This is a genomic window from Ureibacillus galli, from assembly GCF_014836845.1.
Lineage (GTDB): Bacteria > Bacillota > Bacilli > Bacillales_A > Planococcaceae > Ureibacillus > Ureibacillus galli.
Genome location: NZ_JACSQA010000005.1, coordinates 98,656 through 124,850, shown reverse-complemented (window position 1 = coordinate 124,850; position 26,195 = coordinate 98,656). Strand labels below are relative to the sequence as shown.

Sequence of the window (26,195 nt, the reverse complement as noted above, 5' to 3'; positions counted from 1 at the left end):
AAGCAATAATGGACAGTGAAGTTCAAGCAAAAGGTAAATTAGCTAAAAAAGCAAGTTTCCTCATGAATGTCAAAACAACCGATGAAAAAAATGAAGCTCTATCAAAAATTGCCGAGCAGCTACTGATCGATAAAGATTTAATCTTATCAGCCAATCAGCAAGATTTAGAAATTGGGAAGCAAAAACAAATCCCCGATTCTACATTAGATCGGATTATGTTAAACGAAAGTCGAATTGACGTAATGGCTAAAGCCATTGATGACCTTATTCAATTACAAGATCCGATTGGTGAACTTCTTGAATCAACAACGAAAGATAACGGATTATTAATCGAAAAACGGCGTGTTCCCCTTGGTGTGATTGGCATGATTTATGAAGCTCGTCCGAACGTAACAATTGATGCAGCAACCCTTAGTTTAAAAACAGGCAACGCCGTTATATTACGAGGAAGTTCTTCTGCAAAACATTCCAATAAAGTACTCGTTGATACGATTCACCGCGCATTACAAAACACTGAACTTCCGTTAGATGCTGTTCAATTAATCGAAGATACGCGTCACGAAACTACAAAGGAACTATTCCATTTAAAGGAATATTTAGATGTATTGATTCCACGTGGAGGGAAAAATTTAATTGATTTAGTCGTGAAAGAAGCAACTGTTCCCGTTTTAGAAACGGGGGCTGGTAATTGTCATGTGTATGTTGATACGACGGCTAACTATACGATGGCATTAAAAATTATTCTAAATGCTAAAACCCAACGCCCTTCTGTCTGTAATGCTGCGGAAAGTTTACTCATCCAACAGGATTGGTTTGAACAAAACGGTAAACAGTTATTACAACATCTACATGAAGCAAATATTCAAATTATTGGTGATTCAAAGGTCTGCGAAGTATTCCCTCATGCAACAGTTGCATCAGATGAGGATTACGCAACAGAATACTTAAGCTTAACTATAAGTGTTAAAGTAGTAGAAAGCTTGTATGAAGCAATTGATCATATCAATACGTACAGTACAAATCATTCTGAATCCATCATTACGGAAGACCCAATGGCAGCCCAAACCTTTTTAACTAGTGTTGACTCAGCTGCTGTTTATCATAATGCATCTACCCGTTTTACAGATGGGTTTGAATTTGGCTACGGCGCTGAAATCGGCATTAGTACACAAAAACTACATGCAAGAGGACCAATGGGTTTACCTGCACTTACTTCAGCTAAATACTTTGTTTATGGGAATGGTCAAGTAAGGGAATAAACATAAAGGTACTTTAAACTACTACGGTTTAAAGTACCTTCTCATTTAAAAATAAGTTAATAATATAGCAAATATTAAAATAATGAACAAATTTAAACTTGAAAATTTCCAGCGAATCGGTTGTTTTGTTCTTATATAATTTATTAGTTCATTAAAGGAGTGAACGGAAATTAATAATAAAATAGCTACACCGAAATGAATCGTTCCTAAATAATGAATTATTTTATTACAAATATAAATAGCTAATAATAAACATAGAGTATTCATTATAGCGAAAGGTTTCTTTTTTTGCTCAACATTAAATTTCTTTTGCTCTTTTTTCTCAATGATAAACAATATTCCCAAAACGATAATCACCATTAAAAATTTCCAGATAAATGTCCATCTTGTAAATTGATGTTGACTATGAATCTCATCGGTTAGTGCAGTAATTGTTCTCCACTCTTCATTGGATAAGGCATATTTCATGTTCGCATTTGGATCGTACAAAAAATTAACATGTTCAGGAATATCCCCTTCAAAGGACTGCTTTAAATAAAGTTCTTCCCCATTTGAAAAAGTAAAATGAATATCTTCAATGACTTCTTCTTCAAAAGCGCCATCCCATGGTATTGCCTGTTCCCTCGCTGCCAATAAAATAGGAATAATGTCATCAAAAACTTCACTTGTTGTGATAGATTCCTTGAAAGGATAGAAAATGGACTTTAAATTTAACTGACGCTGTGGATTTTCATTTTCTAACACAATCACTTTTTCTATTTTTGATTGATCATCAATGTTTCCAAAAGGGGTCGCCGTTACATCTTGCTGAATCGAAGTAGAGGCAAAGAACGACGCATATAATAAAATAGCAATCACACATGTACTGACGAGTACCGTTCGGTAAATCCAACGATTTCGAATGCTTTCCTTTTTCATTTTTTTCATAATGGCTTGTTTTGAACTATCTTTCGTCAACTCATCTCGATATGGTCGAACCATTTCTTTTAATTGCTCATCAAGATTCATGCTCCTCTCCCCCTTTCAATAGAAATTGTTTTAATGCCTTCATTCCTCGCTCTGTACAATTTTTAACTTTTGCTTCTTTCCATCCAAGAATTTCTGCCGTTTCCTTAATTGAAAAGCCTTCTATTTTTCTTAGTACTATGGCTTCTCGATAGTCCAATTTTAATTGATGTAATGCCTCGTATAATTGTTTAGATTCTTCGTGATTTTCTAGCCACTTTTCTGGTGTAAATACAGTTTCTCTATTGTCATACTCCTTTCGGAAAGGTAAAAACTGAATGAGACGTTTTCGACGAAAATAATCATAAGTTAAGTTCCTTGCAATTTTCATTAGCCATGTGAAAGCACTTGCCTCTTGTCGAAATGAAGCGGAATATTGCATTGCTTTTATAAAGGTTTCTTGCGTTAAATCTTCAGCCGTTTCGGTATGTCCGACTAAAAAATATATGTATTGATAAATACGGTCACTATGTATTTCATATTCCTGTTCGAAATTGAAAGCCAAAATCCCACCTCCACCTATATAGACGATTATGTTCTTAAAACGACTCAGTGGACAATAAAAAAATTGATAATAGTCGAAAAATTACCATATAGATAGAGAAAGGCTTTAAACTTCTAAAAGGAGTGATATTTTGAAGAACCCAATCTTCTTACTTCTTTTACTACTCTTTTTCCTTTTTGGTTGTTCGAATACGGAAAATAAATTGGACTTGCCAATAACAAGTTCCAAACTAACTTCTCCACCTAAAGTAGAAATTGAAATCGATGAGGAAATTTATCCAACTTCCCAAGGCTCCTACTGTTGGAATACAGAAAAAGTTACCGAGTGTGTAGATATGGCCACACCTACTGAATTGATGGATGGTATGAAAGGGATAAAGGTTTCACGAAATGAAAACATAACGTTACACATCGAACGTACACCTAGTTCCCAAAAAGTTACCGTAATAGATAGCTCGGGCCAAACGGAAGAGTTGAAACTGGATAAAACTACTTTTTCAGCCCCAATAGTACGAGGTACATATATCGTAACTTACTATGGTGTTTGGGAAAAAGATGATAAAAACTCAAGTGGCGATAGCTCATACATTTTTAAAATAGAGGTAAAATAAAACGCAAGGCATAAAAGCCTTGCGTTTTTTATCGATCCGTTTCTGTAAATTGAATGTCTACTATTTCTTCTGTCTGATTATTTATGGATATATCAACAAATACTCCAAATTCACGATTATCTTCTGCTCTTAACCAAAGTTTAAATTTCTCTACAGAATTAACGGATCCGACTTCTTTTCCAATATGCAAATAGTCAATTACGTCCGCTGACGGATATTTCTCCATCACTTTTTGCATTGCAATTCTTCCCCATTTGGCATAAGAAGGGGCAATTTCTTCTGCACTTGTCGTATTGTTATTTGGAGGTACCGTCAAAATCTTACCGACTGCAATCGTACTTAATATTACTAAAACCGATATTGCAATTTTTGTTTTCAACTGCTCCCCGCCTCCTTTTCGTTAGTCTTTTCTAAACGAATGAAGATATTCCTTTTCTTTGTATGTATTAATTAACAATGTACACAATAATATCATTCAACGTTTAAAACAATATAGACAGGGTAAATCATTTAGATGTTCAAAATTGGAGGGATGTTCAAATGAACCAGTTTACAACCTTAAATCAAAGTTATTTAAATGGTCAATGGGTAGATGGGGAATCAGAAAGTACTTTTGATATTACAAATCCATTTGATGATGAAGTGTTAGCGACGGTTAAAATGGCTTCAAAAGAACAGGTTGACCGTGCCTTTTATGATGCTCAAAAAGCTCAAAAAGATTGGGGAAAGAACCCTAATCTACGACGAAGAGTAATCGAAAAAGCCATTACGTTTTTTGAAGAAAATAAAGATGCCATTATTGATTTACTCATCATTGAATCGGGTAGTAGCTTTATAAAAGCAACGGTCGAATATGGCAGTACCGTTTCAGTAATGAAAGAAGCCTTAACAACAATCGATAAAGTTCACGAAGTTCGTAAAGAGCAATCTGTAGTACCAAATAAAATAAATGAAATACATCGACTACCTTTAGGAGTAGTATCATCCATTGCCCCTTTCAATTTCCCGCTTTATTTATCGATGCGTACGATTGCTCCTGCCCTTGCATTAGGAAATGCAGTCGTACACAAAGCAGATTTACAAGTAAGCTTATCTTCTGGCTCGTTAATTGCAAAAGCGTTTGAAGAAGGTGGTATCCCTTCAGGTGTCTTCCAAAGTGTCCTTACGAAAACTTCTATCATCGGAGATTTAATGGTTGAACACCCTGTCGTTCGTTTAGTAAGTTTTACTGGATCTACAGAAGTAGGAAGGCATATAGGTACAGTAGCAGGTGGTTTATTTAAACGGGTAGCATTAGAACTCGGTGGTAACGCTCCCTTTGTCGTCTTATCAGATGCAGATTTAGAGCAAGCGGTAAAAGCGGCGGTCTTTGGTAAATTCCTTCACCAAGGACAAATTTGTATGATTACTAACCGTATTATAGTTCACGAAAAATTATATGATGGATTCGTCCAAAAATTTGTTGAACGGGTAAAAAGTTTAAAATATGGGGATCCACGAGACCATGAAGTGATTATCGGACCCATTATTAATAAAAAACAAATCGATTTCTCTTTACAAAATATCGAAAAAGCGAAGGCACAAGGTACAGAAGTTCTTTTAGACGGACAATTAATTGGTAATGTACTTACACCTACCATTTTTGGAAATGTACGAAATGACAGTGAACTTGCACAAACAGAATTATTTGGTCCAATCGTACCGATTATTAAAGCTTCTTCTGATGATGAAGCCATTGAATTTGCGAACCATACGATTTATGGATTAAGTTCTGCTATTTTTGCAGGAGATTTGGATCAGGCACGGGAATATGCCCTTGATATCGAATTTGGGATGACTCATCTGAATGATCAAACGGTGAACGATGAACCGAGAGCACCATTTGGAGGGATGCGCGATAGTGGTGTTGGACGCTTTGGTAATCCTTGGATTGTTGATGAATTCACTGTCACAAAATGGATTTCCGTGCAAACAAAACCGAGGGAATATCCTTTTTAAGTAGTAGACAGCCACAAATAGAATGGACCTTCCATTCTTTGTGGCTGTTATTGTTTTTTAGGAAAGTTAATGAACAATCTCTATATCTGATTTTTTCACAAAACCTAAACGGTGATTGAAATAAATTTGATAATATTCATCTTCCCCAATCACTACTTTGTATGATGTTGGATCATTATAATCCTTCGCATAGTAATAGGAAGATAAAATTGGACCACTAGCAACATACATTTCACCCGCTGTTAATTGATAAAGAGGTGTTGCAGTTCCTCGAGCACCTTCCCCAATTCCTGTACCTTCATAGGCAGATGCTTCCGGATACGCCGCCCCGTATACTGGAATACTTTCTTTACCTTGTTTAGGCGTTATCAAAATGCCATTACCCGGTATCGAATTTTGTTCATGAGGGTTATAGAACCATGCAACTTGCCCCCCATAGTTTATGGCAGTCCAATGATTTTCGTGTGCCACCTTATAATAGGTTTGTCCAATTGCTGCTTTATTACCCCAATCATTAATACGATTCGTTCCTCCATTGCTTAAAAGGGTATCTTTAATAAGAGGTGATTCAAAACTAGGTTGCGTATAAAATTGTATAAGACTAGAAGACTTCGGTTCAAGTATCATAGAGCCATAAGTGAAAATCGGCTTATTTGTATGATAATTTGGACGAATCGTTATCATATTGCTATATTCATTGCCATCAGAAGGGTTAATTGGTTCTCCTAAAAGATTAAAGAAATGGGACCAATCCCAATATGCACCTGGATCCCAATGCATTGCCGCTTGTCTAGCAGGAGTCAAGCCAGGAACTTCATCATGGCCAATAATATGTTGCCTATCAAGGGGAATATTATATTTCTTCGCTAAATATTTTACTAATTTTGCAGAAGATCGATACATTTGTTCGCTATACCAATCCGCTCCTTCAACTGCAAAACCTTCGTGTTCTAACCCGATAGAATGGGCATTAAAATACCAGTTACCGGCATGCCAAGCCACATCCTTTGGTCTAACCATTTGAGTGATCGTTCCATTATCCGAATCTAGTACATAATGGGCACTAACGTAAGATTGGGCTTGGAAATGATTAATAGCCGATTCACTGCTTCCTTCGATATCATGAATGATAATATACCGTATATCTAACCCATCGTCAGGTCTTTGGGCCAAATCATAATTCCCATAATCTCTTGAACTATTGGAGTATTGTTTATAAGATGCTGGAATAAAGGTACAATCTAAACCATTCGGACAATCTACCCCAGTAGTTTTTGGGTTTCGTAAGTTAATGTTTTTAGCTGTATTTTGATTCGGCTCAATTTCCTTTCCTTTTAAAGTCAATTTTTGCCCACTTACTGTTGTTCTTTCGACTCCTTTTTTTATCGTTGTATAAACATCTTCAGCAAATCCCTCTGCTACACTTTTCATGTCGGATCCACTAAACAACATAACAGCTCCATACCAATCACCGATTTCTTTTGGTACTTCTCCTATTGTTTCTATTGCATATTGAACTAAAAGAGCAGCTCCGCCCCGTATATTTTGTTCGGTATTCGTTTTTAGTTTTTCCTTATCAATACGAAGTAACTTGGCTGCTTTTTCTAAAGAGGTGTCGTTTTGTTCTATTGTAAATTGAAAATTTGCTTCATTTTTTCCGTTTGCATCGTTGTTCAATGGGATATCGATCAAATTCATAACACCGTAACCCCCAACTTCGCTATGGCCATCATGTTCATCCCAACGAGATTGATGATAAGAAACCGCCATTAAAACTTCAATTGGAACACCAAATTCTTCAGCAGCCTTTTTAAAAGATTGTTGAAGTTCTCCTGAATTTGTTGCAGCTGTAGTTTCATTGTTTGATTGAAAGATAACGAAAGAGCCAAAAATGATGGTTGAAATGAACACATAGAGTAAACAGCTTTTTAATAGTTTCGCCGATTTAAAACCCATCCTCTATCCCTCCTCTTTTCATCGTAAAAGTAAAATGAAAATAGTATTCTTGAGAAGATAGAGTGAGACCTTCCTTTTTTATGAAAACAGCGCAATATACCTGAACTTTCAACAAAATGCTTGAGAATGTTGAAAGAAAAAAGCAAGACATGTGAAATAAGTCCCTTAAAAATAACCATACAAAAAAACCGTCTCGCGACCCCGAGACGGTTTATGTAACTTTATATGTTTACTCCTACTTTATAAAAGTAGTCGTTCCTTATAAAGTTTCCTTTTATCAAGTTACCCTCTGGCTTCTTTGATAAAAGTCGGTTATTTATTGTGCATCGCTGTACATCATTAATAAATAGCCTTGTATGCTTAACCCTTTAAATTAGGATTGCATCAAAAATGATTTAAACATGTTTTTGCTTTCTCAAGTTGCAAACGAACTTGGTCAAAGCCAGTACCCCCAAGGGAGTTACGACGACTTACTGCCGCATGTGGCTTCAATACGTCGTAAACATCTTCTTCAATCAATTCACTTTCACATCTCATCTCTTCCAAAGGTAAATCTAATAAAAATATTCCCTTTTGGATACAAGTAAAGACAAGCTTTCCAGTTACTTCATGGGCTTCACGGAATGGCATACCCTTTGTAGCTAAGTAATCTGCCAATTCTGTTGCATTTGAAAAATCACTATGCACTGCTGCGTGAAGGCGTTCTGTATTCACAGTCATTGTGCGAACCATACCTTCGAAAATTTTCAATGCACCCAGGATCGTATGAACTGTGTCAAACATCCCTTCCTTATCTTCTTGCATATCTTTGTTGTAAGTTAATGGTGTGCCCTTCAACACCGTTAACAGTCCGATTAGGTTGCCATATACGCGACCAGTCTTGCCTCGTATAAGTTCTGCCATATCGGGATTTTTCTTTTGAGGCATAATAGATGAACCTGTTGAAAAGGCGTCATCTAATTCAATGAATTTAAATTCATCAGTTGACCATATAATAATTTCTTCTGCAAAACGAGATAAATGAGTCATTAATAAAGAGGCGTTTGATAAAAACTCTACTATAAAATCTCGATCGCTCACCGCATCCATGGAATTGGCATATACATTACTAAAACCTAATAATTGAGCAGTTTTTTCACGGTCAATAGGGAAAGTAGTTCCAGCCATAGCCCCTGCTCCTAAAGGTAAAATATCGATCCGTTTCATCGATTCAGTAAAGCGTTCTTTATCCCGCTCAAGCATCCAAAAATATGCCATTAAGTGATGGGCAAAGCTGATTGGCTGAGCACGTTGTAAGTGAGTATAACCAGGAGCTATTGTTTCGACATGTTGTTCTGCCTTTTCCATTATTGCTTTTTGGAAGATTTCAATTAACTCCACTACTTCGTTTACCCTTTTTTTCAAAAACAAATGAACATCTGTCGCAACTTGATCGTTTCGACTTCGACCTGTATGAAGTTTTCCTCCAACAGGTCCAATTAAATCTGTTAACATTTTTTCTAAGTTTAAATGAATATCTTCGTTTGCAACCGTAAACTCGAGTTCTCCGGCCTCTGCCTTTATTTTTAACTCAGCTAAGCCAGCTAAAATTTGCTCCACATCGTTAGAGTCTAAAATTCCCTGATTACCTAACATTGTTACGTGTGCAATACTTCCTTCGATATCTTCCATTACTAATTGTTGGTCAAAACCGATAGAAGCTCCAAATTCGTCAACCCAACTTTCAGCGGACTTTTGAAAACGTCCACCCCATAATTTCGTCATCCAATTCACCTACTTTGTAAGAGTCGTTTTGACGATCGCTTACGGATTTCAAACATTACTGTTTCGTTATTGTTTCTTTCTGTTTATTCACTTCTGCAGCTACAACTGTTGGAAGACCCCACAGTTCAATAAACCCAACAGCAGAAGCGTGATTAAATTGATCAGCTTTTGAGTAAGTAGCAAGTTTTTCACTATACAAAGAGTTAGGAGATTTACGTCCTTCTACTATTGCATGGCCTTTAAATAATTTTACGCGGACAGTACCATTTACAAATTTCTGAGTTTCCTTTAAGAATGCCTCTAAAGCTGGACGGATTGGGTTAAACCATAAACCGTCATAAATGATTTCAGATAGTTTTTTCTCAATTACTGGTTTAAAATGAGCGATTTCTTTAACAAGAGTAATATCTTCTAATTCTTTATGGGCCGTTAACAACACTTTGGCTCCTGGAATTTCATAAACTTCCCGGGATTTTATGCCGACAAGTCTATTTTCAACATGGTCAATTCGTCCAACACCATGTGCCCCAGCAATTTTATTTAACGTTTGTATTAAATCTGCTAATTTCATTTCATTACCATTTAATGCAACCGGTTTTCCTTCTACGAACTCGATTTCAACGTATTCAGGAGTATCAGGGGCATTTTCAATGGAAACCGTTAAGCCATAAGCCTCTTCCGGTGGTGCTACCCAAGGATCTTCCATAACTCCTGCTTCATTAGCTCGACCCCAAAGGTTTTGATCTATTGAAAATGGTGAATCGATCGTTGCTGGTACAGGGACTCCATGCTTTTGTGCGTATTCAATCTCCTCGTCACGGCTCCATCCCCATTCACGAACAGGAGCTAAAACTTCGAGAGTAGGATTTAATGCTTTAATGGAAACCTCAAATCGTACTTGGTCGTTTCCTTTTCCTGTACATCCGTGGGCAACCGCATCTGCTCCTGTACGGTTGGCAATTTCCACTAATTTTTTTGAAATGAGTGGACGGGATAGTGCAGATAACAATGGATATTTTTGTTCATACCATGTATGGGCTTGTAATGAAATAAGAGCATATTCTTCTGCAAACTCATCCTTTGCATCGACCATATACGATTCAATGGCACCTACTTGAAGTGCTTTGTTTTTTATAAATTCAAGGTCTTTACCTTCTCCCACATCTAAGCAAACGGCGATGACATCCCAGCCTTGTTCCTTTAACCAAGGAATTGCGACGGATGTATCAAGTCCACCTGAATAAGCTAAAACTACTTTTTTATTTGCCATAAAATAGCGCCTCCGATAATTCATTTATGTATTTTTATACATTGTCATAAAAGTTTATACACGAATAGTAACATGGAATAAAAATAAACACAAGTGTATTTTTATAAATTTTTATTTTTACCAAAATAAAAAAGCGCCTATCATTAGACGCTTTACTATCATTGGTTCATCACCTATTTTTTATTAAAAAAACTACTACCCAATCTTTCTACTAGTGTCGGTGCTAATGCATAAAGTTTACTTGTTAGCGACATGACCCTCGGCAAGTTTACTTCACGAACAGGTCTATCAATCGTTTTCATTACTTCTGTTGCTACGTATTCTGGGTTCAGTAGAAATTTTTCAATCGTATTACGATAATTGTTAGTGGAATCGGCTTTTTGTAAAAAAGGCGTATCAATTGGTCCAGGGAAAATCGTTGTTACTTTTATATGAAAGGGAGCTAGTTCCATTCGAATTCCGTTTGCAAGTCCTGTAATAGCATGTTTAGAAGCAGCATAAACACTCGCTTTTTTTGTCGCCACTTTTCCTGCTTGTGATCCTACAAAAATGAAGTGCCCCGATTGACAATCAATCATTTGTTTTGAAAGTCTATTCGTTAAATAAATTGGTGCCTTTACATTAACATCAATCATTTCATTAATTTGTTCATCCGATAATTCAAACACATTTTCAAATATACCTACTCCTGCATTTATGACGGCAACATCGATTGCAGGCAATTGACTACATACGTTATTTATATCTTGAAGATTGGACATATTTGCTTGAAATACTTTTGCTCCCATTTCGGATAATGAAAGTAATGAAGACTCATTACGTCCAGTTGCATAAACTGTATATCCTTTATTTATACATTTTTCTGCAATCATTCGACCAATTCCACTCGTTGCACCTGTTATAAATATCTTTTTATTATTCATCAATCTGTATAATTCCTTTCAATTTACTCATAATAATTTTGTTATTTATAGAAATAAAATTGAAAAAGAGTATAGATACATCATCTATACCCTTTAAGACTGATCAATTCCTAGTAGTCTATACATTTCGTCTTTAGATAGGAGAAAATCTGCTAGTGTATATTTATCTAACACTTCTAAATACGCATGAAGTGCTTCTCTTAAAGCAAATTTCAATTGACAAGTAGGTGAAATTTTGCACATATTATTTTCTTCATCAAAGCATTCTACAAGATGAAAATCTTCTTCGGTTTGACGAACTACTTGCCCAATATTAATGTCTTTTGGATCAATATGTAATCGTATACCACCACCACGGCCGCGTATCGTTTCGATTAATCCTAATTGTCCTAAATCATAAGTAACTTTCATCAAATGATTTTTCGAAATATGATAATTGTCCGCTATTTCTTGTATCGTTGATAAGCGTTCCTTCCCTTTAATACCAAGATATAATAAAACTCTTAAAGAATAATCTGTATATAAAGTTAAGCGCATCAATTACACACCACTCTTTCTCTTAGTATTATACCATTATAAATTTATATAGAATGAAAATTTTGTCTCAATTAAAGATGTATTCTATATACATCATTGTGTCCATTTTGTTAAACATATATTTCAAATATTGCTTTTAAATACAGTGAAGCGTATGATGGCGATGAAAGGACGTGAATGTTTTGTTATCTCAACAAACAATTGACATTATTAAATCAACCGTTCCAGTATTAGAACAACATGGTGTAACGATTACGAAGACTTTTTACAAAAATCTATTTGAAAAACATCCAGAATTATTGAATTATTTCAATCACGCAAACCAAGTAAGAGGAAGACAACAAACGGCATTGGCTAACACGGTCTATGCCGCAGCAGCCCATATAGATAACTTACAAGCAATTGTTCCTGCCGTAATGCAAATTGCCCACAAACATCGTGGATTAGGAATTTTACCTGAACATTATCCAATCGTTGGGGAAAACTTATTAGCTGCTATTAAAGAAGTATTAGGTGATGCAGCAACGGATGACATTTTGAACGCATGGGCTGAAGCATATGGCGTTATTGCAGATGTATTTATTTCTGTGGAAGAAGATCTATATAAGGAAGCAGAAAAAGATGGAGGTTGGCGTTTATTTAAAACCTTCTTAGTAACAAAAAAAGTGCCAGTAAACGAAATTGTAACTTCATTTTATCTAGAACCTGTTGATGGCGAAATACTACCTGAGTTTAAACCTGGACAGTATATTACAGTTCGTGTAAAAGTTCCTGGTGATGAATATACATCCAACCGTCATTATACCCTTTCACAGCCTTCTAACAATAATGAATACCGTATTTCTGTAAAAGTAGAAGATGAATGTGATCCAAAAGGTGTTGTTTCGAATTTTCTTCATAAACAAGTGAACGTAGGAGATACAATTGAAGTAAGTGCTCCTGCTGGTTTATTTACTTTAGAAGAAAATAACAGCCCATTGTTATTTGTCAGTGGTGGAATCGGTGTGACACCGCTAAATACAATGTTACAAACAATGGAATTAGGACGACAAGTGTCATTTGTTCAATGTGCCCGTAACGATAAATCAGCTGCCTTTAAAGAACAAATTGAGAAAAAGGTAAATGAGTTAAATGGTTCTTACCGCATCCTATACTCAGAAGAGACTGGTTATGTTACAAAAGAAGATTTAGCTCCATTTATAAGTAAAGATACAGAAATTTATATTTGTGGTCCTGCGCCATTTATGGAAACAGTTATTTCCATTGCCCGTGATTTAGGAGTTTCAGATGATCAAATTCATTTTGAATTCTTCGGGCCTGCTATGTCTTTAGAAGCATTAGCAAGCGCTAATTAACAAATATTCAAATAAAAATCCCCCAAACAGAGAATGGTTTGGGGGATAATAATTTACTTTGTTACGAGCGAATAAAAATGAACTCCATTAATCAAGTCCACTTGAACTATTTCATCTCGAACTAAACAATCTAAATATCCTAATGTTTTTGATAAAGTTAGTCCCATCTGTTTTTGATAAACTGTTGGAAATAAATTCATTGTCAATTCAATTACTGTTTGATGACCATCCATTAACTGTAATAACTGTTCCATACGTAGTTGATCTTTTTCTAACCGAATATCAATTAACTCATTTACCTTTATTATATCATGGCCATGACCTGAAAAGACTTTCGCCACATTTAATTCACGTAACAATTTTAAAGATTGTTGTTGCTGAATTAGTGACTTCGGTCTATTTTTGGATAAATCGATTGGGGGTTCCACTAATGGATTAGGCGTTATTTTTTCTAATAGAAGGTCCCCACCGATTACTTCCTTTGTTTCTTGCTCAACGAAAATTAAATGACTTTGAGCATGCCCCGGAGTATAATAAGCCTTTAAATTTGGATGACCTGGCACCTCATCACCATCACCAATAAATTGAGTTAATGGTTTTGAACCAAATAACTCCATCTCTCCCTTATTTTGAACTATTTTTTCAATATAATTATTAGGAACCCCTTGCAACTGTAATTGTTGTCGATAAAAATCACTTCGATAAGATAAAAATTCATCTGTTTTTCTCAGCCAATGGTCCACATATTCATGGGCTATAATTTCAGCATCCGGAAATGCATCGACCCATCCACAATGATCCGGATGATGATGGGTTAATACAACTTGTTCCACATCGTTCATTTTATAACCAGCTTCTTGGATTCCCCATTTTAATGCTTCAAATGCTTCTGGTGTTTTTGGTCCAGCATCAAAAAGCGACAATGCATCACCCTTCACTAAAAAAGCATTTACATCCCCTTCAGGATATGGTGTTGGAATAACAATTTTATGTATGTTCATGGAAATCCCCCTCTAACCTCATTACAAGCAAAACTATTTTATCCCTATAATGAATCACTATTCACTCATTTTATCTCTTTTTTTCTTTTTCGTCACGTATGTAAGTTGACATATTTTAAAAGTGTGCCTATAATTTTCATAATTTAAAATTTCTTAATGCGATGATGAAGACAAGTAGATGAGCTTATGGTTTCAGAGAGTGCTATGTTTGGTGGAAGTAGCATAACCCACTAATTTCATCGAACCTACTTCAGAGCAGTCATGAAAACATGACCGTACCCTCTGCGATAATGAGGATTTAAGCTGTGTCTATTGAATAGGCAAACAAAGGTGGTACCGCGGAAAAGCGTTCAAGCGTTTTCGTCCTTATTATTAAGGACGAAAACGTTTTTTTGTTGTTTTATTATTCATCATTAGAAGTCATTGCATTCATTTAAAAATAAAATGCTGATTTTTTTAATCGCATTTTTGAATAATGACATTCTTTACACATAAATATCATTAAACGGAGGGATAACATTTGCAAAAAATACTATTTATCGGTGCAGGTTCGATGTCAGAAGCCCTTATTCAAGGTTGGATAACACAAAACGTCGTTTCGAACGACTCTTTGTATGTCACCAATCGTTCCAATTATGAACGACTGGAAGAATTAGAAAAGAAATATGGAATTCATATTTTGTCACATATTGAAAAAATAAAAGAAATGGATTTCATCATTCTTGCTACTAAACCAAAGGATGTACAATCAGTTATCGAACAAATTCAACCAATTATTTCTCCAAATACTGCAATACTATCCGTCTTAGCTGGTATTTCCATTCAAACAATTGAAGACGGGTTAGGTAGTCGCCCGATTGCACGGGTTATGCCGAATACTTCAGCTACCATCGGAATGTCTGCTAGTGGCATTGCGTTTAATAAAGAAGTTTCCGAAGTTCAAAAAACAATGTACTTAAAATTGTTAGAAGCTGTTGGAATTGTTATAGAAGTAGAAGAAGATAAGCTACATGCGGTAACCGCTCTCTCTGGTAGTGGTCCTGCCTATCTTTATTATTTACTAGAGGCATGGGAAAGTGTTGGAACTGAGTTTGGATTATCAAAGGAAATTGTACGTAAACTAATGGTACAAACTATAGCTGGTTCCGCTGCAATGCTACAATCCGTAAAAGAGGAGCCAAACGTACTGAGAAAAAAAGTGACTAGTCCAGGAGGCACTACTGAAGCTGGCATTCGCGCCCTTGAAAATTATCACTTTCATGATGCTATTTATGCTTGTATAAAAAGTGCTGAGGCCCGCTCAAGAGAATTAGCAAAAGGAGACTAATTCTTATCTAGTGTAATGAATCTTTTAAAGCATCATTCAAATCTATTTATCGTTCTATATTAACCCCTAAAGATTGACATTAAAATTTTCTTCCCTAACAAATTCGTAACATATCAATGCAAGTTTCAGAAGTATAGGCTATAAAAATAGTAAATATTTATTAAATAATTCTGCTTTAGTTCTAATATTTCCTAGGAAATGTTTTTTTTTACTATTTTTCTTTTGTCGAAAGGTGCCATTTATCCTATATACTTCATCATTTTATTACAAATCTTTATCTATTTCGTGAAAAAACGCGTACGCAATTGTTGAAATTTGCGTACGCGTGATTTTTATAAAACTCCCGCTTTTATTCTTTTGACGATTGAGTAAGTCGTATAAATTGCCATAGGGCCAAGGATTACAACTAGAATAAGCCAAAAAGTTAAAGCATTCGCTGCTTTTAATCCTGCAAAGTTTGTAATGATGTAAATAATTACCCCTAACAGTAAAATGTAACTTAGTACATTTGGAAAAATAACAAGTAAACGTAGTACAGCAGGATTAATTTTGGTTTGATTCATAACATCCCCTCCTCGCTCTATGATACATAAATCATCTCGATTATTCTACTTTTTTCTCACTTTAGTAAAATATTCTTCCTTTTTACTCTGTCGTTAATTGGTTGTTTTTCCATTGATATAGCGTAAAATCATTTGCGATAGACACATTAGGGAAAATTTCTTTTGCATCATTTAATAATGTTTCTAAATCATGGGGTAAAAATCGAGCACTGATATGATTCAAAATTAAATTTTTCCCCTTTGATTCTCTGGCTATTTTTGCTGCTTCGACATTTGTGGAATGGCCATAACTCGCTGCCAAATGTCCTGTTGCATGATCAAAAGTTGCTTCATGTACGATAATATCCGCCTCATTACAAAGTATTTTTGCACTTTCACAATACTTTGTATCGCCTAAAATTGTAACAATAAACCCTTTTTTCGGTGGGGCCGTTACATCTTTACTAAGAATTGTTGTCCCATTTTCCAAAGTTACATCTTCACCATTTTTTAATTTTCCTAACATTGGACCTTTTGGAACCCCTAATTCATTTACTTTGTCGATTAACAATTCCCCTAGCAGTGGTTTTTGTTCGATACGATAACCGTAGCAAGGTATGACATGCTCCAGTAACTTTGCTGTAACTATGAATTGATCGTCCTCGAATATTACCCCTTCTTCTACCTCAACAAATTCAATCGGGTAGGTTAAGTGAGTTTTTGAAACTTCAAAGCTACTGTTAATCCATTCCTTTAAACCTTTAGGTCCGTATATCGTTAATGTATCTTTACCACCTAAAAAAGACCGTGAACTTAAAAATCCAGGTAACCCAAAAATATGGTCCCCATGTAAATGGGTAATAAAAATTTTTTCAACTTTACGAGGGCGAATTGTTGTATGTAAAATTTGATGTTGTGTCGCCTCACCACAATCGAATAGCCAAATTGTACCGCGCTCCTCTAATAGTTTTAACGCTAGTGCACTTGTATTTCTCTCCTTAGAAGGCATCCCTGCCCCTGTTCCTAGAAATTGTAGTTCCATCTCTAGCCTCCGTTCTTCGTATTTATATGAACATTTTTATTCGATGGAGTCGATATCCTTTAAATCTTCCAAAAAATCTTTACTAAAACTCGTTTTGGAGGCGTAACTCTGTTTATTTACTTCCATTCCCTTTTGAATGGCTCCCTTGCCGAATTTCCGTTCAATATTTTCAATTAATTCATAGATTGGTTCTTGTTTTGCGTATTGTTCAAAATTAAATATAGACAGCTGTTCCACCGACTGTTTTCGGTCAAACACATTGGAAATAGTTACTCCAAGAAGTCGAATTGGTGCACCATCCCATGATTGATGAAATAATTTAATTGCTTCTTCATAAATGACATTTTTATTATAAATAGGATTTTGGAATGTTTTACTTTTAGAATGATTGTGCCAATCTGCATCTCTTATTTGTATACTTAACGTAGATCCACATAATTTTTTTGCATCCAAACGTTCTGCCACTTTTTCACAAATTTTTTCAAAGGTTTTCTCCAAAACTTGAATGTCCGTCTCATCTATCGGCAAAGTTGTGGAATTCCCTACACTTTTCGTCTCATATATTGAATTTGGATCTACCTTTCGAACATCTTCTCCATTTGCACGTGCCCTTAATCGTATTCCATTTTTACCAAGAGCTTGTCGGATCGTATATTCTTCAACATGGGCCAATTCACCAATCGTCTGAATGTTCAATGATGCCAGCTTTTTCGCTGTACTTTCTCCCACACCATGCATTTCAATGACAGGAAGAGGCCATAGTTTAGATGGAACATCCCTTTTTCTAAGTATGGTAATTCCCATCGGTTTTTTCATATCTGATGCCGTTTTCGCTAAAAATTTATTTGGGGCAATTCCAATGGAACAAGGTAAATCCAGTTCATTGTAAATTCTCTTTTGTATTTCTTGCGCTATTTCGAGAGGGTGGCGTTCGGAAGATAGATCTGTGATGTCCATATACCCCTCATCAATCGATACCGGCTCTATTAAATCAGTATAACTTCGTAAAATCGTAAACATTGCCTTCGAAGCGTTTCGGTATTTTGGAAAATCTGGGGGTAAGAGTATCAACTCAGGACATTTCCTCATGGCTTCCCCAACATTCATCGTTGTATAGATGCCTTTTGCACGGGCTTCATAGGAACTCGTGACAATAATTCCACGCCGTTCTTTTGGATTCCCTGCTATAGCAATCGCTTTCCCCTTCAATTCAGGACGATGGGACTGTTCCACCGATGCATAAAAACTGTTCATATCAACATGTAAAATAATTCTACCCTTCGTCATACTCTCACCACCCTTTCCCAAAATCAATTCATTAAAATATTATCACATTCTAATTGTTCTATCCTATTTAGTGCAATAAAAAAGGAGAAGGATCAATTGATTCCTTCTCCCAATACATTATGCATACATTTCTTCAAGCCATTTTAATTGTTGTTGAACGAATTCTTCAGACAACCCATTTTTTTCAATAAAACGATTACGTTCATGTTTCGAACATTCTAGTGTACAACCACCTAAATGTTTTAATTCATTTTCTTCAGAACTTAAAATTTGTTTATTGCATTCTGGATTCGAACAGTTAATGTAACGTTCACATGGTGTTCCATCAAAATGGTCCTTACCAACAATGTTATGTTCTACTTGGTTAATCGGAACCGTTAAACGTTCATCGAAAACGTACATTTGACCGTCCCATAATTGGCCTTTTGCAACAGGATCTTTACTATACGTTGCAACCCCACCATGTAATTGACCAACATCTTCTCCAATACCTTCACGTTTTAACCAACCGGAGAATTTTTCACAACGGATACCGCCTGTACAATAAGTTAATACCCGTTTTCCTTCGAATAATTCCTTGTTTGCGCGTACCCATGCTGGCGTATCACGGAACGTTTCTACTTCGGGACGAATCGCCCCACGGAAATGACCGACATCGTATTCATAAGTGTTACGTACATCTAAAACAATCGTATCTTCCCGTTGCATTTCTTCCATAAATTCAGCTGGAGAAAGGTAACGACCAGTGATTTCTTTTGGATTCACATCATCTTCTAAACTTAAATTAACAAGCTCAGGACGCGGACGCACATGCATTTTTTTAAATACATGTCCTTCTGCTTCATCAATTTTAAAGACGATATCTTTAAATAAAGGAGAGTTTTGCATCATTTCCATATATGCATTTGTATCTTCAATAGTACCTGAAACAGTACCGTTTATTCCTTCATTTGCTACTAAAATACGACCTTTTAAATTTAATTCTTTACAAGCGGCTAAATGCTCTGCGGCAAATGCAGCTGGATCTTCAATCGTTGTGTAATAATAGTAAAGTAATACTCTATATTCCATCTTTTTTCCACCTATCATGTATATTTGCAAGATATATTGATAGTATATATATCTTAATCATTTAAGTAATCATTTAACATTTTATACTTTCATCCTTTTTAAAACAAAAGAAAAAAGCGGAATACAACATACAAAACCGCTAAAAAGAGTTTTATAAAGTATGCAAAAGCAAAAAATGATAATTAATCACACTGTTTATAATATACCATAAAAGTAATAGTCATTTCCTCATACATAAGTCTGAATTGTGATATTCTCAACTCATACGAAAGTCTACATATACTTAAAGTTAATTATTTTCAGTATTTTAAAAGAACTATGTTGACATTTATCTATTAGTATAATAACCTTTTTGTGTAAACTTAAATAATTAATAAGTTAACACAAAGGGGGTATTAATTTGAAATCAAAAACATATTCATATGTTGTCACTGCATTTGGTGCAGCCATCATTGCTGTACTAGCTCAAATCACCATTCCATTGCCACTTATTCCGATTACAGGACAAACCCTTGCTGTCGGACTGATTGTGACCATTTTAGGTACTAAATATGGGACTCTATCAGTATTATTATATATTTTATTAGGTGCCATTGGCTTACCTGTATTTTCAGGTTTTTCGGGGGGATTTGCAGTTCTAGTAGGTCCTACAGGAGGCTATATTATCGGTTTCCTAGTTCAAGCCTACATAATGGGAATTTATATGGACAAATTCGGAATTACTTATGTTCACGCAATTATCGCCAATATTATTGGAATGGTTATAACGTTAGCTTTCGGTACAACTTGGTTAAAATTTGTCGGGGATTTATCTTGGACTGCCGCATTTATGGGAGGAGCAGCTCCATTTATCGTTGTAGGCATTATAAAAGCAGTCCTTGCAGCTTGGCTTGGGGTACTTGTTCGTAAACGTTTAGAAAGTGCCCACCTACTACCACAACTTTCATAATTTTATTTTATCGCTTCTTTTAATTTAAACGAGCTATTCTATATGAAGAATAGCTCGTCTTTTTATTTACTTAATAAGAAAATTCTTTCCATTCTACTACTCTTGGAATACGGACATGTTGATTGTAAGATTGATCCTTTACGAATACTTTAGTGGAAATATCCTTTAACGTATCAAGAACTGCTGGCTTATCATCAAAATAATAATCCAAGTTTAATTTTTTTATAATGTCAATTTTCTCTTGATCTTGCATACCGCAGAAAAATTTTTCATCATGGACAGGGAATCCTTTTTCCTTTACCCACTGTCTAGTTCTAGAACAAAACTCTTTCGGACGGGAAGTAATATAAAATATTTCATGTCCCTCTTGTTCAAGTTTATTTAATAATTCAATGGCACCTTCAAAAGCAGGACAATCGGTAAAATAAATTTCTTCTAAAAGACTCCCCCACATTTGACTACCACTTTCTTTATCCAAACCAAACGCTTCATGTATTTCTACAGTTTTTAATTCACGGAACACTTCCAATCCAACATTTACATTTAACTTTCTATTGTAAATATGAAAGGCATGTTCCCGTAAATTTATAAGTGTATCATCTATATCAAAACCATATCTCACAAAAGCTCCTACTTTCTTTATGAATAAATGACAAATTGTGTCGCAAATGTTTGTTCTTTTTCAATTTGAATTGCTTGCAGTCTTGCTACTTCTTTTTTCCTTTGTTTTGAACATTGTATTAACTCTAGTTCAGATACTTTTTCTTCTGTTATTACTGATGCTAACGTGTCCGCATCTTTCATCGCACTATTTAACCCAAAAGCCCCTGTCGGTGTCATCGTATGAACCGCATCTCCAATTAACGCAACACCCTTTTTCCCCCACTGTTCTGCATAATTACTATGCACATCCAGTAATACAAAATCACGCCACGACTGAATATGACTGCGTACTGTTGACTCTAATTCAGGGAACGCCTTAATTAATTTTTCAATAAATGGCATAAAAGGTTGTTTTATTAACGAAGGAAATGATCCTTCTGGGATATTCCATCCGATTTGGATAAATCTATTTGTTTGGGTAAACAAAGAAAGCTGCATTCCATCGATTAAAGCCATTTTAATCGTCGGTTCCCAATGGATAGGTGCTGGAATTTTTGCCCATAGTAAATCATAGCCATGTTTTCGAACGGTAACATCAATGCCCGCCTTTTTACGAACGATTGAATAACGACCATCAGCCCCAATGACTAGGTTACTTTCGATGAATATCTCATTGCCATTTTGGTTTGCTTTTACCCCTTTAACGGAACCTTCATTGTCTTTTATTAAGTCAATTACAGTTGTACTAGTCATCAATGAAAATTCATTAAATGTTTTTGCTTCATTAATGAGCACCGTAAGAAGATGGGATTGAGGAACATGGATTCCTAAATGTCCGATAGCTGGATCAGGCAATACCGTTTTAAACAGTTTTCCATTTTCCCAATATTCTAATCTTTCCATACGGAGCATCCCAAGTTTTTCTACTTTCTCTAATAAACCGTACTTTTTTAATATTTCTTCGCCTTCTTCATTTAAATGTTCTCCACGAAATTCCTTTGCAACTTCTTTAAAACGTTCGAGAAGAATGACAGATATATTTTGTTTGGCTAATAAATACGCAAGTAAAGCTCCACCAGGTCCAGCGCCAACAATACATACATCCGTTTTTAAATTCATTTCGATTCTCCGATTTTAGGATATGCGGTTATACATAAATCCGGTCCAACCTTTTCAAATGAATCGATTTCAAGTTGTAAAGCTTGCTCCATCGTTTCCACATCGAAACCGGTAAATGGTGTTTTTGAATTTCTCCCACCAAGTAGTTTCGGAGCAATATACACGATGAATTTATTAATGAAACCTGCTCTTAGGAAAGATGCATTCACTTCAGCTCCACCTTCAACTAAAACATCTGTAATACCAAGTTTGTATAGTTCATCGAGCATGTCTTCTATTTTTAGTCCGCTAGCATCCTTTTCAATTGGAAGAATTGTCGCGCCTTTTTCCTCATATTGACTCATTTTCGTTACATCTACATGAGGGTTACAAACAATAATAGTGGATGCTTCTGATGTATCCATTACATTTGCATCTAAAGGTGTTTTCAGTTCACTATCTAAAATAATTCGAATCGGATTCTTCCCATCGCGATGAGGAAGTCTAGTTGTTAATGATGGATTATCAGCTAATACTGTGCCAATCCCTACTAAAATCGCATCTACCTCATGACGTAATTCATGAACTTGAAGTCGCGCTTCCTCGCTCGTAATCCATTTTGATTGGCCATTATATGTGGCAATCTTTCCATCTAAAGTCATCGCAAATTTGGAAATAACAAATGGTTTACTTGTTAACATATTATGAATGAAACGTTCGTTTAACTTTCTTGCTTCTTGTTCCAGTAAACCTACTTCCACTTCTATGCCCGCTTCTTTTAGCATGTTGATACCACGTCCAGCAACAGCTGGATTAGGATCCATTGTCGCAACAACCACACGACTTACTTCCGATTCTTTTACTAATTTTGCACATGGCGGTGTTTTTCCGTAATGGGAACAAGGTTCTAACGTAACGTATAATGTAGCGCCTTTTGCATGATCACCAGCCATTTGAAAGGCATGAACTTCTGCGTGGGGCTCACCTGCTTTTCGATGAAGACCTGTCCCTACAATGACACCATCTTTTACAAGAACCGCTCCAACAACAGGGTTAGGATTTGTGTTCCCTTTTGCTGAAGCAGCTAAATCTAAAGCTAATTGCATATAATCACGATCTGTTTTCATATAGGACATACTCCTTAAACCGTTAATTGCGTTTCTGCAATGTGACCAGATTTTTTAACTTTCGTTTCTAAATAGTGACGATTTGTTTCCGTCAAACCGCCCCATAACGGAATATGTTTATGGGCAAGGAGGCCATGGGATTGCAGAGCTGCAAGTTTTTTTGGATTGTTCGTAATTAACGTGACTGGTTTTTCTCTTAAAGTTTCCAAAACTCGAATTGCTTCCTCATAACTACGGGAATCGTCTTCAAAACCTAACGCATGGTTAGCCTCAACTGTATCGTAACCTTCCTCTTGTAGTATATAGGCTAATGATTTGGAGAATAAACCAATCCCACGACCTTCATGATTCGCTAAATAGAAAATAGCGCCACAACCATGTTCTTCAACCATTTTCATCGATTCATGAAGCTGGTATCCACAATCACAACGTTGGCTACCAAAAATATCGCCTGTATGACAAATACTATGCATACGAATAATCGCGTCATCACCACTAGAAAAGTCACCATAAAGTAATACGGAGGATTGTTGTTTTGAAGCCAAATCCGCATTGACTATATATTCTAATACTTTTTCTTTCGTTTCGAACTCTTTATTTACAGTTAACCATGTGTACCATTGAAATGTAGTCTCAAACTCACCTTGTTTAATTGGCAATTGAACGGGACCTACTATACATAAATTTTCTTGATCATTAAACGGTACTAAATTCATTCTATTTATAAGTATCTCTTTTGTATTTGAAAGATTTTCCATACTCATCTCACCTATCTCTATTTAATCTTTAGTCCAACTTGCATTTGTTATTACACTTACTTTTCGTAACTTAGTTTACAATAATAAGCATAACAAGTCAATTGAAATTCCTAGTGATTTAATCAACTTTCAATTATTACAACTTAACTATAGCTTATGTAATTTACGAAATCAAAAGAGGTGCATGCACACAAACATCTACCTATTAGATTGGAATTATTTCCTCTCTCCAAAAACAGGCAAATTTAAATACCCACCCCGTTTTAAAGAAGCTTTATGAAAGTTCCAATAAAATATAAAAAGAGAGAAAACATAATACATTTACCATCCCTCTCCTTATATCCATTCTTTTAAATTAGTCTCTCAATGTTTATTTGTAAAGTTAAGATACTATAAGATTTGTAAAAATAAAAAAAGCTCTAATTTCACATTTAGAGCTTTCCATTTATCGCATTTTTGCAAAATGGTTATAAACGTCATTTAATGTTTCACATCCGATTTGCATTACCTTTTCAACATAAACACTCCACAGTTTCGCCGTCATTTTCGCATCGCCTAATGCGTTATGGCGATTTGTAATAGGAATTTCATTATGAATACACAGTTGTTCTAGAGAGACATGATGTAAATGTGGTTCGATTATTTTATAAAGGAAGGATGTATCTACGACCCGGTGTTTAAAAGGGGTTTTAAATAACTTGGAACTTGCGAGTTGCATAAAACTTCTTTCATGGTTCGCATGATGTGCAACTAGTGTTGCATCTTCTACGAATTGAAAAAACTGAATTAATACATCAGCTAATGGTGGCGCCTCAATTACTTCTTCATTTGTTATGCCTGTTAATTGTATAATCTCTTCTGGAATCTTTCGATCAAAATGTATAAGGGAATAAAATTCTTGACCTTCTATTAAATTAGTACCCTGCATTTTTATTGCACCAATTGATAAAATACCATCTCCTTTTTCCGGAGAGAAACCAGTAGTCTCCATGTCAAATACGACGACAGGTAATTGTTGCAAGGGTACGTTCATAGCATTTTCTTTGTTCATCTCTTTTTGTAGATGTCTTAAATAGGCCATTTGTTGTGAATTTTGAATGGCACCAATTCCACCGTGGGCACGTCTTCCTTGAATTCCCCTCAATAATTGCATAAATGGTTCAAACGCCATTGGAAACACCCTCTATTACGAAATTTAAGCTTTTAACTTTTCAAAAACGTTAACTCCACTACCGAATCATGGAGCTTTTTGCCATCTTTTAAAATACGTTTCAACTGTTTCCGTTGTTCTTTACTTAACTTTTTTATATTTAAGTAATGCGTATCATCGTAAGTTATCGAATCCAACAAAGACATACGATAAGTGATCAGCGTTGAGAAATTTTCATAACTATATCGAAGTAAATCTTTGTATCTTTCTATTAACCTAAGCTGTTTTATTCGTTCTAACGTCGAAGTTTCATAAATTCCTTCCTTTATAGATAAAAGTCGTATGGAATTTACGTATGGTAAAAAAGCAGCGTACTTTAAATTAATACACCCTTGGTAAACCCCGTGTTGCTCAACTAAAATTTGCCCTACTGGACCTATAATAGGCTTTATATGTTTAACGTTGGCTACAAATCTACTTAATAGAGACGGATGTTCGAGTTGATATTCTATTATAATGGACTTTAACTGTTGAATATAATTTGTATTTCCAAATAGAACTCTAGCATCATAAAAAATTTGTAAATAACGAATGGATTCCCAACTTTCCTTTTCCATCCATAGAACAATTTGAGTGTTCCATTGTTCCAGTGACTTACACCAAATTGGATTAGAGCTCATAATATTCCCGTTACAATATGGATAGCCAACACAATCCATACCGAAAGCCAACTCTTCCCCCAACCGTTTGAAATAATGATCATTTTCTTCATTTGAAATTTCATAAACAATACCGTGATCCTGATCACTTATGAAACCTTGTTCAAAACGTCCTCCACTTCCTGTAATAAACCAAGTAAAATCACATGGTGGTTTTGGACAATTTATGTTGGCGATTGCAACAGTCAACACTTTTAACATTACTTGATCATGAAATTCGTTGAGCGAAATATTATTGGATAGGTAGGAAGCAATATTGGCATCTTTCCATTTTTTGATTGTCTCGTACGTTTCCACCTTCACACTTCCCTTTTATAAAAAAAGCCTCTGATATCAGAG

Annotated in this window: 25 protein-coding genes and 1 other annotated feature; of the genes, 6 read left to right on the top strand and 19 right to left on the bottom strand. The window is 35.4% G+C overall.

Going from position 1 to position 26,195, the window contains the following annotated elements:
* Positions 1-8 precede the first annotated feature (8 nt).
* Positions 9-1,259, top strand: coding sequence for a glutamate-5-semialdehyde dehydrogenase (locus H9636_RS05915; protein WP_191706731.1), 1,251 nt, complete (start codon positions 9-11; stop codon positions 1,257-1,259).
* A gap of 45 nt (positions 1,260-1,304) precedes the next feature.
* On the opposite strand, the gene H9636_RS05910 is transcribed toward H9636_RS05915, so the two are convergent.
* Both H9636_RS05910 and H9636_RS05905 read right to left on the bottom strand, forming a co-directional pair.
* On the bottom strand, positions 1,305-2,267 hold the full coding sequence (locus H9636_RS05910; RefSeq protein WP_191706701.1) for a hypothetical protein: 963 nt from the start codon (positions 2,265-2,267) through the stop codon (positions 1,305-1,307).
* Positions 2,257-2,769 (bottom strand): RNA polymerase sigma factor, encoded by a 513-nt coding sequence (locus H9636_RS05905; RefSeq protein WP_191706700.1) that lies wholly within the window; start codon positions 2,767-2,769, stop codon positions 2,257-2,259. Before H9636_RS05905 ends, H9636_RS05910 begins: the two co-directional genes overlap by 11 nt.
* Positions 2,770-2,899: 130 nt before the next feature.
* Between H9636_RS05905 and H9636_RS05900 the strand changes: the two genes are divergently transcribed.
* Positions 2,900-3,379, top strand: a complete 480-nt coding sequence (locus H9636_RS05900) for a hypothetical protein (protein WP_191706699.1) — start codon at positions 2,900-2,902, stop codon at positions 3,377-3,379.
* Positions 3,380-3,407: 28 nt separating this feature from the next.
* Here the strand turns inward: H9636_RS05900 and H9636_RS05895 are convergent, their stop codons facing one another.
* Positions 3,408-3,758, bottom strand: a complete 351-nt coding sequence (locus H9636_RS05895; RefSeq protein ID WP_225230095.1) for a DUF3889 domain-containing protein — start codon at positions 3,756-3,758, stop codon at positions 3,408-3,410.
* Positions 3,759-3,919: 161 nt separating this feature from the next.
* Between H9636_RS05895 and H9636_RS05890 the strand changes: the two genes are divergently transcribed.
* Positions 3,920-5,377, top strand: coding sequence for an aldehyde dehydrogenase family protein (locus H9636_RS05890; RefSeq protein WP_191706698.1), 1,458 nt, complete (start codon positions 3,920-3,922; stop codon positions 5,375-5,377).
* A gap of 66 nt (positions 5,378-5,443) precedes the next feature.
* On the opposite strand, the gene H9636_RS05885 is transcribed toward H9636_RS05890, so the two are convergent.
* The 5 genes from H9636_RS05885 to H9636_RS05865 form a co-directional block, all read right to left on the bottom strand.
* Entirely contained in the window at positions 5,444-7,333 is a 1,890-nt protein-coding gene (locus H9636_RS05885; protein WP_191706697.1) for an N-acetylmuramoyl-L-alanine amidase, read from the bottom strand.
* A 384-nt stretch (positions 7,334-7,717) separates the two neighbouring features.
* Positions 7,718-9,097, bottom strand: a complete 1,380-nt coding sequence (gene argH / locus H9636_RS05880) for an argininosuccinate lyase (RefSeq protein ID WP_191706696.1) — start codon at positions 9,095-9,097, stop codon at positions 7,718-7,720.
* Between the two features lie 55 nt (positions 9,098-9,152).
* The gene (locus H9636_RS05875; RefSeq protein WP_191706695.1) at positions 9,153-10,367 is read right to left on the bottom strand and encodes an argininosuccinate synthase; all 1,215 of its coding nucleotides are present in this window, start codon (positions 10,365-10,367) and stop codon (positions 9,153-9,155) included.
* 173 nt (positions 10,368-10,540) lie between these two features.
* Positions 10,541-11,290, bottom strand: a complete 750-nt coding sequence (locus tag H9636_RS05870; RefSeq protein WP_191706729.1) for an SDR family NAD(P)-dependent oxidoreductase — start codon at positions 11,288-11,290, stop codon at positions 10,541-10,543.
* Positions 11,291-11,383: 93 nt separating this feature from the next.
* Positions 11,384-11,827, bottom strand: a complete 444-nt coding sequence (locus H9636_RS05865; RefSeq protein ID WP_191706694.1) for an RrF2 family transcriptional regulator — start codon at positions 11,825-11,827, stop codon at positions 11,384-11,386.
* Between the two features lie 182 nt (positions 11,828-12,009).
* Between H9636_RS05865 and hmpA the strand changes: the two genes are divergently transcribed.
* Complete coding sequence (gene hmpA, locus H9636_RS05860) at positions 12,010-13,182, top strand: NO-inducible flavohemoprotein (protein ID WP_191706693.1); 1,173 nt, start codon at positions 12,010-12,012, stop codon at positions 13,180-13,182.
* 53 nt (positions 13,183-13,235) lie between these two features.
* Here hmpA and H9636_RS05855 read toward each other — a convergent pair whose 3' ends face one another.
* Positions 13,236-14,183 (bottom strand): MBL fold metallo-hydrolase, encoded by a 948-nt coding sequence (locus H9636_RS05855; protein ID WP_191706692.1) that lies wholly within the window; start codon positions 14,181-14,183, stop codon positions 13,236-13,238.
* Positions 14,184-14,335: 152 nt separating this feature from the next.
* Positions 14,336-14,554: a binding site (T-box leader), on the top strand.
* Positions 14,555-14,703: 149 nt separating this feature from the next.
* Between H9636_RS05855 and proC the strand changes: the two genes are divergently transcribed.
* The gene (gene proC / locus H9636_RS05850) at positions 14,704-15,510 is read left to right on the top strand and encodes a pyrroline-5-carboxylate reductase (RefSeq protein WP_191706691.1); all 807 of its coding nucleotides are present in this window, start codon (positions 14,704-14,706) and stop codon (positions 15,508-15,510) included.
* A 332-nt stretch (positions 15,511-15,842) separates the two neighbouring features.
* Here proC and H9636_RS05845 read toward each other — a convergent pair whose 3' ends face one another.
* The 4 genes from H9636_RS05845 to trhO form a co-directional block, all read right to left on the bottom strand.
* On the bottom strand, positions 15,843-16,073 hold the full coding sequence (locus H9636_RS05845) for an acyl-phosphate glycerol 3-phosphate acyltransferase (RefSeq protein ID WP_191706690.1): 231 nt from the start codon (positions 16,071-16,073) through the stop codon (positions 15,843-15,845).
* 82 nt (positions 16,074-16,155) lie between these two features.
* Entirely contained in the window at positions 16,156-17,094 is a 939-nt protein-coding gene (rnz, locus tag H9636_RS05840) for a ribonuclease Z (protein ID WP_191706689.1), read from the bottom strand.
* A gap of 36 nt (positions 17,095-17,130) precedes the next feature.
* On the bottom strand, positions 17,131-18,381 hold the full coding sequence (locus H9636_RS05835) for a DNA polymerase IV (RefSeq protein WP_191706688.1): 1,251 nt from the start codon (positions 18,379-18,381) through the stop codon (positions 17,131-17,133).
* Positions 18,382-18,498: 117 nt separating this feature from the next.
* Positions 18,499-19,452 (bottom strand): oxygen-dependent tRNA uridine(34) hydroxylase TrhO, encoded by a 954-nt coding sequence (gene trhO / locus H9636_RS05830; RefSeq protein ID WP_191706687.1) that lies wholly within the window; start codon positions 19,450-19,452, stop codon positions 18,499-18,501.
* Positions 19,453-19,852: 400 nt separating this feature from the next.
* Here trhO and H9636_RS05825 point away from each other — a divergent pair, with 400 nt between their 5' ends.
* Entirely contained in the window at positions 19,853-20,401 is a 549-nt protein-coding gene (locus H9636_RS05825) for a biotin transporter BioY (RefSeq protein WP_191706686.1), read from the top strand.
* A gap of 70 nt (positions 20,402-20,471) precedes the next feature.
* Here the strand turns inward: H9636_RS05825 and H9636_RS05820 are convergent, their stop codons facing one another.
* From H9636_RS05820 to H9636_RS05795, 6 genes are all read right to left on the bottom strand, one after another.
* A complete protein-coding gene (locus H9636_RS05820) occupies positions 20,472-21,023 on the bottom strand; it encodes a 5' nucleotidase, NT5C type (protein WP_191706685.1) in 552 nt (183 codons plus the stop codon).
* Between the two features lie 17 nt (positions 21,024-21,040).
* Complete coding sequence (locus tag H9636_RS05815; RefSeq protein WP_191706684.1) at positions 21,041-22,123, bottom strand: FAD-dependent monooxygenase; 1,083 nt, start codon at positions 22,121-22,123, stop codon at positions 21,041-21,043.
* On the bottom strand, positions 22,120-23,229 hold the full coding sequence (ribD, locus tag H9636_RS05810; protein ID WP_191706683.1) for a bifunctional diaminohydroxyphosphoribosylaminopyrimidine deaminase/5-amino-6-(5-phosphoribosylamino)uracil reductase RibD: 1,110 nt from the start codon (positions 23,227-23,229) through the stop codon (positions 22,120-22,122). The genes H9636_RS05815 and ribD overlap by 4 nt, the downstream gene beginning before the upstream one ends.
* 14 nt (positions 23,230-23,243) lie before the next feature.
* Positions 23,244-23,987, bottom strand: a complete 744-nt coding sequence (locus H9636_RS05805; protein WP_191706682.1) for a GTP cyclohydrolase II — start codon at positions 23,985-23,987, stop codon at positions 23,244-23,246.
* Between the two features lie 445 nt (positions 23,988-24,432).
* Positions 24,433-25,158: an exonuclease domain-containing protein gene (locus H9636_RS05800; RefSeq protein WP_191706681.1), complete on the bottom strand. Its 726-nt coding sequence runs from the start codon at positions 25,156-25,158 to the stop codon at positions 24,433-24,435.
* A gap of 32 nt (positions 25,159-25,190) precedes the next feature.
* Positions 25,191-26,153 (bottom strand): DUF294 nucleotidyltransferase-like domain-containing protein, encoded by a 963-nt coding sequence (locus H9636_RS05795; RefSeq protein WP_191706680.1) that lies wholly within the window; start codon positions 26,151-26,153, stop codon positions 25,191-25,193.
* Between the last annotated feature and the right edge of the window lie 42 nt (positions 26,154-26,195).